This window comes from Acidimicrobiales bacterium, from assembly GCA_040219515.1.
GTDB lineage: Bacteria > Actinomycetota > Acidimicrobiia > Acidimicrobiales > Aldehydirespiratoraceae > JAJRXC01.
Genome location: JAVJSI010000007.1, coordinates 84,192 through 96,886, shown reverse-complemented (window position 1 = coordinate 96,886; position 12,695 = coordinate 84,192). Strand labels below are relative to the sequence as shown.

Annotated in this window: 13 protein-coding genes; 4 read left to right on the top strand and 9 right to left on the bottom strand. The window is 66.5% G+C overall.

All coding sequences use genetic code 11. The features are described 5' to 3' along the window. From RIB98_04935 to RIB98_04895, 9 genes are read right to left on the bottom strand one after another with little or no spacing between them, the layout of a single operon-like run. On the bottom strand, positions 1-825 hold the full coding sequence (locus tag RIB98_04935) for a TauD/TfdA family dioxygenase (GenBank protein ID MEQ8840302.1): 825 nt from the start codon (positions 823-825) through the stop codon (positions 1-3). Further along, a complete protein-coding gene (locus tag RIB98_04930) occupies positions 822-1,514 on the bottom strand; it encodes a nitroreductase family protein (protein MEQ8840301.1) in 693 nt (230 codons plus the stop codon). The genes RIB98_04935 and RIB98_04930 overlap by 4 nt, the downstream gene beginning before the upstream one ends. Continuing rightward, a complete protein-coding gene (locus RIB98_04925; protein MEQ8840300.1) occupies positions 1,511-2,665 on the bottom strand; it encodes an amidohydrolase family protein in 1,155 nt (384 codons plus the stop codon). Before RIB98_04925 ends, RIB98_04930 begins: the two co-directional genes overlap by 4 nt. After that, on the bottom strand, positions 2,662-4,392 hold the full coding sequence (locus tag RIB98_04920) for an amidohydrolase family protein (GenBank protein ID MEQ8840299.1): 1,731 nt from the start codon (positions 4,390-4,392) through the stop codon (positions 2,662-2,664). Before RIB98_04920 ends, RIB98_04925 begins: the two co-directional genes overlap by 4 nt. Next, positions 4,389-4,754, bottom strand: coding sequence for a cupin domain-containing protein (locus tag RIB98_04915; GenBank protein ID MEQ8840298.1), 366 nt, complete (start codon positions 4,752-4,754; stop codon positions 4,389-4,391). Before RIB98_04915 ends, RIB98_04920 begins: the two co-directional genes overlap by 4 nt. A gap of 8 nt (positions 4,755-4,762) precedes the next feature. Further along, complete coding sequence (locus RIB98_04910; GenBank protein MEQ8840297.1) at positions 4,763-5,602, bottom strand: TauD/TfdA family dioxygenase; 840 nt, start codon at positions 5,600-5,602, stop codon at positions 4,763-4,765. Beyond that, positions 5,599-6,978, bottom strand: a complete 1,380-nt coding sequence (locus RIB98_04905; GenBank protein MEQ8840296.1) for a hypothetical protein — start codon at positions 6,976-6,978, stop codon at positions 5,599-5,601. The genes RIB98_04910 and RIB98_04905 overlap by 4 nt, the downstream gene beginning before the upstream one ends. Position 6,979: 1 nt before the next feature. After that, positions 6,980-8,167 (bottom strand): amidohydrolase family protein, encoded by a 1,188-nt coding sequence (locus tag RIB98_04900; protein ID MEQ8840295.1) that lies wholly within the window; start codon positions 8,165-8,167, stop codon positions 6,980-6,982. A gap of 13 nt (positions 8,168-8,180) precedes the next feature. Next, positions 8,181-8,558 carry a cupin domain-containing protein gene (locus RIB98_04895; GenBank protein MEQ8840294.1) on the bottom strand — a complete coding sequence of 126 codons (378 nt, stop codon included), beginning with the start codon at positions 8,556-8,558 and terminating at the stop codon, positions 8,181-8,183. A gap of 176 nt (positions 8,559-8,734) precedes the next feature. Between RIB98_04895 and RIB98_04890 the strand changes: the two genes are divergently transcribed. From RIB98_04890 to RIB98_04875, 4 genes are all read left to right on the top strand, one after another. After that, the gene (locus RIB98_04890) at positions 8,735-9,277 is read left to right on the top strand and encodes a MarR family transcriptional regulator (GenBank protein ID MEQ8840293.1); all 543 of its coding nucleotides are present in this window, start codon (positions 8,735-8,737) and stop codon (positions 9,275-9,277) included. Further along, the gene (locus RIB98_04885; GenBank protein ID MEQ8840292.1) at positions 9,264-9,785 is read left to right on the top strand and encodes a hypothetical protein; all 522 of its coding nucleotides are present in this window, start codon (positions 9,264-9,266) and stop codon (positions 9,783-9,785) included. Before RIB98_04890 ends, RIB98_04885 begins: the two co-directional genes overlap by 14 nt. Before the next feature lie 91 nt (positions 9,786-9,876). Beyond that, positions 9,877-11,544, top strand: coding sequence for an ABC transporter substrate-binding protein (locus tag RIB98_04880; GenBank protein MEQ8840291.1), 1,668 nt, complete (start codon positions 9,877-9,879; stop codon positions 11,542-11,544). A gap of 73 nt (positions 11,545-11,617) precedes the next feature. Then, entirely contained in the window at positions 11,618-12,694 is a 1,077-nt protein-coding gene (locus tag RIB98_04875; GenBank protein ID MEQ8840290.1) for an ABC transporter ATP-binding protein, read from the top strand. The last annotated feature ends 1 nt before the right edge of the window (position 12,695 follow it).

Below are 12,695 nucleotides of genomic sequence, written 5' to 3'. Positions count from 1 at the left end.
CTACGCGAGCACGCCGCCCTTGATGGCCACCCGATGCAGTGTTCGTCGCTCGTCGTAGTCCGGTACCGCGTAGTGCTGGGTCGCCAGGTTGTCGAGGATCACCACCGTCGAGAGGTCCCAGCGGACCCGCACGTGGAAGTCGGGCGCCCGCACGTGTTCGTAGAGGGTGCGCAGCACCATGTCGCTCTCGTTGTCGGACAGTTCGTTGATGCGCACCGTGGAGTTGGCGTTGACGAACAGCGCCTTGCGGCCCGTGACCGGATGGGTGATCACCACCGGATGCACGACCGGCGGGAACCGGCTGCGGATCTCGTCGAGGTCAGCAGTGCTGTGGCCCCGCTGAATCGCCTTGGTGAGCGACATGGTGATGTCGTGGGTGGCCGTCAGCTCCTCGCACATCCGCTGCAGCGGTGGCGACAGCGTTGCGAACGCCTCGTACATGTTGGCGAACATCGTGTCGCCACCCTTGCCGGGCAGTTCCTTGACGTGCAGGATCGAGCCCATCGGCGGGTCGGCGGTGTAGGTGTTGTCGGCGTGCCAGTTGTCGGCGCCTTCGCCTTTGGGGTCGTCCTGTGAGACCACGTTTATCTCGGGCGGGCCACCATGGCTGGTGCGCACGGGTGGATTCTTGATCTCGCCGAACGCTCGACCGAACTCGATCTGTTGCTCCGGGGTGAGCGCGTGTTCTCGGAACACGAGCACGAGATGCTCGTGGAGGAGCGACGTGAGCTCCGCCGCCATGTCGGCGTCGAGCTTCTCGCGAAGGTCGACTCCCGACACTTCCGCGCCGATCGTGCCCGTGAGCGGATCGACGGTCAGGCTCATTCGGCGACCTCGTAGGCGTTGTCCCATCCGTTGATGTGGGCGATCTCGGACAGCGGCCGGCGCTTCGGGTCGCCGAGCTTCTCGTCGGCGTAGCCGAGGAAAATGGCGTTCTCCATGAAGATGCGAGGCGGGATGCCGAGGATGTCCTTGATCTGCTGGTAGCGGAGGTAGAAGAACGTCGTGAACAGCGACTGCACACCGAACGAGCGGGCGGCCAGCATCATGTTCTGACAGGCCGGGAACAGGCTGGCACCACGACCGCCGGGAATCTCACGGGTCTCCTTGAGCGAGCCGTCGGGCAGCTCTTCGTATTCGCCGGTGAAGCGGATGCCACGATCGGGATTCCAGCAGACGACGACGATGGCCGCCGCCTTCTCCAGGTTCTCGATGGCTGCGTGACCGGTGATCGGACGACCGACCCCGTCGACGAGGTCCTTCTCGGGCTGCACCCGGTCGGCATCGACCGGCGCGAACCCGATCTCCATCTCCGCCTTGATCTTCAGTTTCAGGTCGAGGTCGGTGACGACGACCAGCTCCCACGGCTGGGTGTTGCCCGACGAGCAGGCCATGGTGGTCGCTTCGAGGATCTGGTCGAGGTGCTCGGGCGGGATCGGCCGTCCGTCGAAGATACGGGTGGCCCGCAGTCCGTAGATGGCGTCGCGCACCGACATGTCGTTGATCGTGGTCATGACTTCCCCCTGCTTGCGGTGTTGGTCGAGCTCTCGTCCATGCCGTAGAGCTCCAGTGCGTTGTCCCAGAAGATGCGGCGACGGTGTTCGAGACCGATCTGGTCGGTCTTCGCCAGTTCCTCGGTGGCGCCGGGGAAGATCCCGTCGCCGTGCGGATAGTCGGACGCGAAGGTCACGTTGGTGGTGTAGGTCTCCAGCATGTCGGCGAGACCCGGTTCGGGCTCTTCGACCGAGACGTAGATCTGGCGTCGGATCTGCTCGGAGGGCTTTGCCGACCACTTCCGCGACCTTCCGGCCGGGAAGCCGAAGATCTCGAGGTGCTCGTCGAGCCGGTGGGCGTAGAACGGCAGCCAGGTGGCCCCGGTCTCGAGCAGCGCGACCCGCAGTGTGGGATGGTGATCGAGGATCCCGAATCCCACGAGGCTCGTGAGGTTCATCATCTGTTCGAGCGGGAAATGGGCGGCGTGCATCGTCGAGTAGTCCTCGTCGAAGCGCTCGCCGAAGTACTCGTACGGCACCACACCGTTGAGGCCCGGGTGGATGGCCAGGGGCCGGTTGGCTTCAGCCAGCAGCGAATAGAGCCCGTCCATCTCGGGGTCCTGCAGGGCAGTGACCCCGGGGAAGCGTTCGGGTCGGCGCCACGCGCCGACGAAGCCCATGTCGAGGCAACGTTCGGCCTCGGCGATCGCGCTGGCGGCGCTGGTCATCGGGAGAGTGGCCACTGCGAGCAGGCGGTCGGGTGCGTGCCGGCAGTAGTCGGCGAGCCAGTCGTTGATGCAGCGTGACAGGGCAACGGCGGCCTCGTCGTCGGTCACGCCCTGGATCATGAGCCCGTAGGTCGGGTAGAGCGCAGCGATCGACAGTGACTCGATGTCCATGTCGATCAGCCGCCCGGCCGGGTCGGCGCCGCCCTGGGCCACGACGGGCTCGTCGAGCGGCCGCTCCGACCCGGTGGTCGTGCCCGGGGATCCGACGGTGTCGGGATGGGCCCGGATCGTGAACCCCGTCCGCTCGCCGCTCACATAGTGGAAGCCGCCTTCGGTGGCCTCGACCCGGGGCACGTAGTGCCGGAACCGCTCGGGCAGGTCGGCGAACGTCTCGGCCGGCTCGACCACATGGCCGTCGCCGTCGAACATCTTCATGTCGGTCATCGTGGGCCTCCGGGTGATGCGATGCGTCCGGGGAGTTTCCCGGTCGGGGTGTCGTCGACGATCACGGGGACGCCGTTGACGATGGTGGCGTGGACCCCGACGGGCCACGCCTTGAATCGGCCGGCGCCGCCGGGGAGGTCGCGGACGAACTCCTTGCGGCCGGCGTCGATGCGGTCGGGGTCGAACAGGAACATGTCGGCCCATCGCCCCGGTTCGAGCGTGCCGCGATCGCCGATGCCGAGGATGGCGGCCGGCACGTGGGTGATCTGGCGGATGCCCTCCTCGAGCGACCACACCTCGCGGTCGAGCACCCAGTTGCGCAGGAACCACGAGCTCCAGTCGGCACCGTCGTCGCGGGCCAGGTGGGCGCCGCCGTCGGACGTGCCGATGATCATGCGCGGGTCCTGCTGCGCGATGCGCACCGCGTCGGTCCACTCCGGTGTCTCCCAGTTCCAGCGGAACTCGGTGGCGAAGTCCTCGGCGAGCGCCAGGTCGAGCACGACGTCGGCCGGCGCCTCGCCTCGTTCGGTCGCGATGTCGGCCACGGTGCGACCGACCAGCGATTGGTTCGCAACGTCGGCCACGTGCTGGACGTGGACGGTGTGCCACAGCGGCGGGGGAGTGGTGGTGCCGAGAGCCGGGTCGCGGTTGTAGTTCTCGACCGCGTCGCGCAGCACCGCACGGGCGTCGGGATCGGCGAGCCGCTCGGCGCGGGCATCGTGATCGAGGGCGAGCATCTCGACCCACGAGGGAACGGCGAGATAGTGGTGGTTCTCCGGCCCGATCGTCACGGGACGTTCCGGCGGGCGAGCGATCAGGATGCTGTAGACCGGCGTGCCGTTGTTCGTTGCCCGGTCGAGGAAGTCCTGCGCTCGGTCCCATGTGGCGGTGGGGGCGTCGGTCTTGTTCCGTCCGCCGAGGCCCTGGATGATGATCGGGAGCCCGGATCGACGACCGAGTTCGATGCAGTAGTCCTCGTCGCGCTCGTCGATGCCGCCCACGGCGCTCTCGGGGAGGTAGGTGATCGAGCCGCTGCCGGTGGAACCGGCCGCCTCGGCGAGAGCAGCGAGCTCGTCGCGATCGGAGAACCGGCTCGGCACCGGCCGGTTGTCGCCGTCGAGGTGGGTGGGCGCGTGCGACGACGACAGGCCGGCGGCACCGGCTCGCATGGCGTCGCCCACGATCTCGGCCATCTCGGTGACCTCAGCCGGGGTGGCGGACCGTTCGGAGCCGGCCTCGCCCATGACCCAACGCCGCACGTTCGAGTGGCCGATGTAGCAGGCCAGGTTGATCCCGAGGGTGCCCTGGCGGGCGCCCAGGTACTCACCGAACGACTCGAAATCGAACGACACCGCGTCCATGGCCGTCGGTTCCATCTGTTCGACCTTGGCGAACAGCCGCCGGACGAAGTCGCGGTCGTCGGCCCGGGTGGGAGCGACCGAGAAGCCGCAGTTGCCGGCCAGCACGGTGGTGACGCCGTGATAACTCGACATCGAGGCGAGGGGTTCGAAGGTGACCTGGGGGTCGTAGTGCGTGTGGGCGTCGACGATGCCGGGGGCCACGATCAGTCCGTCGGCGTCGATCACCTCGTCGGCCGCGTTCACGGTGGCTTTGTCGGCCCGGCCGACCGACACGACCCTTCCTTCGCGGACGACGACGTCGGCTCGACGGCGGGGCAGGCCCGTGCCGTCGACGACGGTGCCACCGCGAACGACGAGGTCGCTCACGACTCCTCGACGAACGTGGCGATGTCGTGGCGAGTGACGAGGAACGTCACGCCTTCGGACCCGGCGATGAAGCCGTAGCTCTCGCCGGGCTCGACCACGGTCACGTCGAACGGAACCATCGGTTCACCGTTGAACGTGCACGCACCCTCGACCACCATGAACAGCTCCGCTCGATCGTGGTGGTGCGCCGGCGCGTCGAAGTTCGGCGGAATGCGCACGGCCTGCATGTAGAAGCCGGCCTCGCCGTCGACCAGGAACTTGCGTCCTGGTTCATCGACCGGAGGTTCGTCGGCGAGGTCGAGCTCGTCGCGGGTGGACGTGGGTACGTGCCACCCGATGTCGTTGTAGCGGATGTGATGCATGGTTCTCCTCAGGCGGGTTGTTCGCCGCGAATGATCAGTCGGTGCATGACGCGCCGGTCCTCGTAGTCGGGGACGGCGTAGTGCTGGAGGCATCGGTTGTCCCACAGCGCCAGGGCGCCGGGGGTCCAGTGGAAACGGCACTGGAAGTCGGGGGTCTGGATGTGGTCGTAGAGATGGTCGAGGACCCGCCGGCTCTCGGCGTCGCCGAGCTGGTCGATCTTCGTCGTGAAGTTGCCGTTGACGAAGAGCGCCTTGCGTCCGGTCTCGGGATGTGTCCGCACGACCGGATGCGACATCGGCGGAAACGCGGCGCGCATCGCCGCGAGGTCGGCGCCCCCGCTGTGGCCGTTGGCGATGGTGAGCTCGAGGATCTTGGTGAGATCATGCGTCGCGGTCAGCCCGTCGAGCAGGCGTTGCAGTGGTCCGCTCAGGGTGTCGAAGGCCTCGTACATGTTCGACCAGCACGTGTCACCACCGGTCGGCGGAAGCTGCTCGGCTTGGAGCATGGTGAACTTGGGTGGTTCGGCACGAAACGTGTTGTCGCTGTGCCATGCGTCGGTGCCGTTGCCCTTCGGGGCGTGCTGATCGAGCACCGTCATCTCGGGCAGGTCGGGATGGCCCGGCCCGAACGGCGGCACCTCGACCTCGCCGAGGAGTCGACCGAAGGCCAGCTGTTCGGTCATCGTCAACGACTGGCCGGGGAAGAACAGCACCAGGTGATCCAGCAGCGCCTGGTGCAGCGCGGCATGGACCTCGTCGGCGACGTCCCGGAGGTCGACGCCATGGACGAGCGCGCCGGTGTTGCCGGTGAGGGGTTCGATTGTGAGCCCGCCGGGCGGGTTGTTCACCGTTCGTCCTCGAAGCGGATCAGCTTTGCCGCGGTGCCGAACCCGGTCTTGGCATCGAGCGAACCCGGCGCCACGACCTCGACACCGATCTTCACGCCGGTGGTGTCGGCCAGGGCCTTGGCGACCTGCTCGCGCACACTGTCGAAATCGCCCGGCGAGGAGGTGCTCACGACCGAGATCGTGATCTCGTCGCGGTTGCCCTCGCGATGGGCCCGCACGAAGTAGTCGTCGCTGACGTCGGGCACGCGCATGGCGATCTCGCCCAGGGCCTCGGGCCACAGGTTCACGCCACGGAGCTTCACCATGTTGTCGCCGCGACCGGCGAAGGGCTCCATCTTGCGGAGCCAACTGCCACACGCACACTGCTCGCGGGGCCGCAACGTGGACAGGTCCATGATGTTGTAGCGGAATTGCGGGCTTCCGGTCTTGTAGAGCTCGGTGATGCAGATCGAACCCTGCTCTCCATCGGGAAGGGGCTCGCCGGTGTCGACGTCGACGATCTGGACGGCAAAGGCGTCTTCGAAGATGTGGAGGCCGTCGCGCTCGGGGCATTCGACGGCGACCCACTGGACTTCGTGGAAGCCATAACTGTCGAGCACGGGCACACCGAAGCGAGCCTCGAGCTTCGCCGGATCACCGATGTTGGGCAACGCCTTGAGGTTGAGGTCTTCGCGCACGTCGAGGCCCATCTCCTCGGCCACGTCGGCCAGATGGAGCAGATAGTCACCGGTGGTGAGAATGGCGGTGGCGCCGTAGGCCAGGGCCAACTCGACCTGCTTCTTGCTGGCGGTGACGTTGCCGGTGCCGGTCGTGATCACGACACAGTTGAGCCACTTGTAGAGGGCCTCATCCATGATGTGGGCGCCGTTGTGGGTCGAGTAGGCCCACGCGTTCACGACGACATCGCCCGGACGGATGCCCTGGAGGTAGAGCGCCCGGGCGGTGAGCAGCGCGCCGACCTCGCGGTCCCATGCGGTGTAGAGCGTGGGCCGTGAGGCCCCGGTGGTGCCGCCGGAGGCGAAGAGCCGGATCGGCTCCTGCATGGCGCCGGCGACCGAGGCGCCCTGGTAATCGCCGTAGGGTGGATGGGCCTCGATCGAAGCCCGGATGTCGTCGACCGTGTAGGCCGGAATGTGATGGAGGTCGTCGAGCGAGTTGAGATCGCGGGCATCGAACCCGGCTTCACTCCAGCGTCGTTCGAAGAACGGCACCTGCTGGGCCGCATGCGCCCGCGCTTTCACTCGGGCGAGCTGCTTGGCCTCGATCCGCTCTGGATCGTCGAGCCAGGCCGACTCGAAGTACTCCGGTGGCGGTGGGAACCGCCGCTGGAGTTCATCGAAGTCGACGGCTTGGTGAGGTCGACGAAACGTCGCCATCTCAGGCCGAAGCGTTGATCGGTTCGTCGGTCGCCTCGTGGAACTCGGTCGGGAGGTACCCGTCCGGGAACCGGTAGAAGTCGACGGCGTTGTCCCAGAGGATCTTGGACTTGCTCTCCATGGTGATCAGGTCGGGGCGCAGCTCCATGAACTCCACGGTGGTGCCGGGGTACTTGGAGTCGGGATGGGGGAAGTCGCTCTCCCACAGGATGCGATCGTCGCCGAGCCAGCGGATCACGTCGGCGACGAACGGATCCTCGCACTCGGTCGTGATCCAGCAGTTGCGTTTGAAGTACTCGGTCGCGGACATGGTGAGGTCCGGGCATTCCTTCTCGCCGCCGAGCTCGAGGTGCTCGTCGATGCGGTGCAGCCAGGACGGGAGCCAGCCGCAGCCGGCCTCCATGTAGGCCACGCGCAGTTTCGGGAACCGTTCGTAGACACCCTGGGTGATCATCGAGAGCATGGCGTTCTGCGCCTCGTGGGCGTGTACGGCGGTGTGCCACTCGGTGAAGGTGAAGAAGCGATCCGACCCTTCGGTGTTGCCCCGCAGGCCCATGAATTCGTGGGTTGCGAAGGCGCAATCGAGATCCTGGAGGAGCTCGTAGATCGGGTCGTAGTAGCGATGACCGAGGTTGCGGTGGTTGATGTAGTTCGGACGCGCCCAGAAGGCCCGAATGCCGAGCTCGTCGTGGGCGAACTGGATCTCCTCGACGGCGCGGGCGATGTCGTTGAGCGGCACGGGTGAGCTGGTGATCACTCGACCGCCGGACGTCTCGCGCATCTCGGCGCCCCAACGGTTGTAGGCGCGCACCATGGCGGCCTGGAGCTGCGGGTCGATGCCGTCGACCCAGAGGTCGTACTCGGGACCGTAGATCACGGCGACGTCGATGCCGTCGACGGCGAGCGCGTCGGCGACCCGGTCGCCGGTGAAACCCTTGTGGACGATGTCGCCGTACTTGGCTTCCATGTCCTCGGCGGTCCAGTTGATGACCTTCTGGAACTGGCCGTAGAGGCTGGTGTCGTGCTGGGTCCAGCGACCGTCGACGACGACCGGGTTGTAGGTGTCGAGCCCGGCCGGAGCCTTGCGGGTGACGCGGTGCTTGAACTCGGGTTCGAGGTACGTGTCCCAGAGATCCGCCGGGTAGATCACGTGGGAATCGGCGTCGAAGACCTTGTGGCCGTTGCGCATGGTTCAGTTTCTCCTAGGACAGTTTGGTGGTGGACTTGTCGGGCCGGACGACGATGAAGCGCATGCCGTCGGGACCGACGGTGAAGCCGTACTCGGAGTCGGCGGGCACTTCGGCCATGTCGCCGGCGGTGAGGGTGGGGCCGTTGGCGATGGTGCAGCCGCCTTCGAGGACGACCATCAGTTCGTGAGCGCTGTGGCGGTGCGGCGGTACCTCGTAGCCGGCGGGCATCTCGGACAGTTGGGTGTGGAGTCCGATGGCGCCGGTGGTCACCTGGGCCCGGCGGGCGCCGACGGCCTTGGCCTTCTCGGCGAGTTCGCGTAGTTCCTCGGGCGCGTCGTCGGGGTTTTCCCACGGCGCCGCGTCGAGTGGGTGGAAGATCGCATCACTCATTACTGTCCCCCTTGATCGTGTCCGCCGGTCATTCTACGGCGAGTTAGTCTTACCCTAGACTAAATCTGGAGTAGTCGCAAGACGGTGAATCGGGAGCTACCGTCCGTGCCGGTGAGACTGGACAATTGCTCTCAGACAAGATAGTCTCGCATGAAATTAATAGCCGAGGGGGGCCGGTGAGCGCAGCAAGTGATGACAACGTGCGCCTTGCCGATGACGTGCGCCTCGCCGCGGTCGTACCGGGCTACGTGCTCGATCACGACAGTCCTGCCGGTCTCTTCACCCGCCTTCAGCGGGTCGTGATCTTCCTCGAGATGCTGCAGGTCGAAGCGGTCAGGGAGTTCGACATCAGCTTTCGTGATTTCGTGATTCTCGCAACGCTGCGCAAGGAAGCGCCGCCCCACGCCTTGCCCGTCAGCCAGATCGCCGACTATGTGATACGGCCGATGGGATCGATCAGCCACGCTGTCGACCGCGTGGAGCGCAAGGGGCTCGTCCGCCGAGAGACGCCGACCGACGATCGTCGCAAGGTGATCGTCACGCTGACCGCCGAGGGGCATGCGCTCGCCGATCAGGCGCTCACCGCCTACAACGGAATCCGGGAGCGAGTGTTCGCCCGCCTCAGTGGCGACGAACTCGGCGTGATCGACGATTCCGTGAGCATGCTGCTCGACGCACTCGAAGCCGACCACTGGGAGCAGGTAGATGAACATCGGTGAAGTCCCGAGGATCCCCGGCAAGGAGCACACCATCGTGCATCCGGGCGGGGACAACGACGTGCCGTGGATCGCGGTGCGCAGCCAGCGCAACGCCGACGGCAGCGAGTCCCACGTGTGGGAGCGGTGGGTGGCCTTCTCGGTCGAACCGCTCTACCTGGGTCTGTTCGCCAAGTGGGACCCGGGAATGATCGTGCGTCGCCACGGCCACTACAGCCCCCACGTGATCACCGTGTTGTCGGGTGAGTTCACCTGCGACGGGGTCTTGTGCGGCCCCGGCTCGCACATCGAGCTGCCCTTCGGCGCGGCGTTCGGACCTTTCGTGGCCGGCCCCGAAGGCGTCGAGCTCTACGAAGTGATGATGGGTGACCCTCGCTCCTGGAGTGACGAACCCGAGGTGATGGCGGAGATTCTCGCCGAACGCGGCGTCGAGCAGTTGCCCGACCCACCGATCGAGTTGCCGGCCGGTCTCGAGGACCTGCGCGCGGTGTTCTCCGGCAAGAAGAAGTGATTCGAGCAAGCAACCAAGAAGTCAACAAAGGGGACAAGTAGTGAAAAGGGGACAGGAAATGAGAACTGGACGAGTGACAAGGGGACAAGCGATGAGAGAACGAAACTGGCTCCGTCTGTTGGCGGCGCTGTGCGTCTTCGTCGTGATCGCCGCAGGTTGCGGTGACGACGACGGGGATGACGCGACGCCGGACACGACGGACACCGACACGGACGGCGACACCGATACCGACGGTGACACCGATACCGACACCGATACCGACGGTGACACCGACACCGACACCGACACCGACACTGCCGGTGAGTGCGACGCGACGGTCCCCGGTACCGAGATCACCTACGGCACGTTCGCGCCGAGCAACGTGCTCGACCCGACCCGCGCCAGTGGCGCGCTGGTGGGTGGCACCGAGGTGGCCGCGATCTATGACGCGCTGTTCATCTACGACCACGAGAACGGCACCTACACGCCGCACGTGGCCGAAGGGATCGAGTCCAACGACGACTTCACCGAGTGGACCCTGACCCTGCGGGACGACATCACGTTCAGCGACGGGACGCCGCTCGATGCCCAGATGGTGTCCGATCACATGGACCGGTTCTTCGACGAGGGTGTGCGCAACACGTCCGCCGGCTTCATGACCACGATCACCGACAAGACCGTCGTCGACGCGACCACCCTGGTCATCACCCTCGACGGACCGTGGGCCGAGTTCCCGTTCCTGTTCGCGGACGAGCCGGGCATGGTCGTCAACGTCGGCGTGATCGGCGACGACGTCGGCGCCAACCCGCCTGACGCCGCCGGCGTCGGTCCCTATGTCGTGGAGCGCAACGCCCCCGGCGAAGAACTGGTGCTCGTCGCTCGTGACGACTACTGGGGTGGCCCGGTCTGCGTGGAGCGCCTGCGCTTCGTGTTCAATCCGGGTACGACCTACGAATCGTTCCAGGCCGGCGACCTCGACGTCGCCTTCCTGCGCAGTCCCGCGGAGATCGGTCTCGCACGCGAGAACGGTGAGAACGAGTTCATGGTGCCCCAGGACGGTGGCACCGTCCTGATCATCAACCATGTCGAGGGCCGACCGGGCAACGACATCCGGGTCCGTGAGGCGATCTCGCTCGCCGTCGACGACGCGGTCGTGAACGAGCGGGCCTACGAGGGCAACCTGAACGCCTCGAAGTCGCTCATCGTCCCGGGTTCGCGTTACTTCTCCGACGCCGTCGAGGTGGCGGAAACCGATGCTGACCGGGCAACCGAGCTGCTCGAGGAGGCCAAGGCCGACGGCTACGACGGCACTCTCCAGGTGCTGTGCACGACCACGCCGCCGTCCGGCGACACCGGTCTCGCGATGGAGGCGCTGCTCGAGGGCGTCGGCTTCGACGTCACCGTCGACATCATCGGCCAGGGTGACCAGATCGGTGAGGTCGTCGCCGGCAACTTCGACGCCGCCTGCTGGGGCTTCAACGCCGGCCCGGCCACGGCCACGACCACCTTCGGACGCAACCTGCGATCCGACAGTGCCTCGAACCGCATGGGCTATGCCAGCGATGCGATGGATGCCGCACTCGACGCCATCCTCGCCGCGCCGTCCGGTCAGGAACAGCTCGACGCCTACGCCGAGATGAACAACATCTTCATCGAGGACAAGGTGGCCGTTGCGCTGGGCTCGACCGATGAGGGCATCGTGTGGTCCGACGAGGTCCAGGGCATCGTCCCGACCGTCGCCACCATCTTCCTCTTCCACGACGCGGTGATCGCTGGTTGATGAACGGTTGACGATCGATGGTCCGGGTGCCCGAGGGCGCCCGGACCATCGCCGTGTTTGAATGCCTTCACCGATGACTTCCATGCATGCTGCGCCGCCACTGCTCGACGTCTCCCGCGTGTCGACGTCGTTCTCGACGTCGCGCGGCGAGTTACGAGCAGTCGACGGCGCGTCGTTCGCCCTCGAGGCCGGCGAGACGCTCGGCATCGTGGGCGAGTCGGGCTCCGGCAAGTCGGTGCTCGTGCGCACGATCATGCAGCTGCTCGGGCGCAACGCCACGGTTGCCCCCGAGTCGAGCATTCTGTTCGAGGGACGCGATCTGCTCCAGCTCGACCCCTCCACCGCCACGAGCTTCTGGGGCAACGAGATGGCGATGGTCTTCCAGGACCCTCTGACGTCGCTCAATCCCGTGCGCCGCATCGGCAACCAGATGGCCGAGCCGCTGCGGCAACACCTGGGCCTGAGTCGAGCCGACGCCCGAGCACGATCGCTCGAGCTGCTCGCCATGGTCGGAATCACCGATCCCGAGCGGCGCATCGACGCCTATCCACACGAGTTGTCGGGTGGGATGCGTCAGCGCGTCACCATCGCCATCGCCATCTCGTGTGAGCCCAAACTGCTGATCGCCGACGAGCCGACCACCGCGCTCGACGTGACGGTGCAGAAGCAGATCCTCGATCTCCTCGCCACACTCCAGAACGATCTGGGCATGGGCATGATCCTGATCACGCACGACCTGGGAGTGGTGGCCTCGTATGCCGATCGCATCGCCGTGATGTACGCCGGCCGCATCGTCGAGCAGGCCACCGCCGTCGAGGTCTTCGACTCCACCACCCATCCCTACACCGAGGCGCTGCTCGACTCCATCCCGCGTATGGGCGGGCCGGCTCACGCGCCGCTGCACGCGATCTCGGGTCGGCCCCCCGACATGACCGATCCGCCGACCGGTTGCTCTTTCAATCCCCGATGCCGCCTCGCCCAGCCCGATTGCCTCGAGACCGATCCCGAACTCGTGCCGATCGAGGGCGAGCACGTCCACGCCTGCCTTCATCCGCTGGGAACCCCGGCCGGCGACCGTGCTCGCGCCGCCAATCGCGAGTCGGGCGTCACCGCGGCCGGTCTCGCGCTCGACGTCGTGGAGAGTGCCTGAC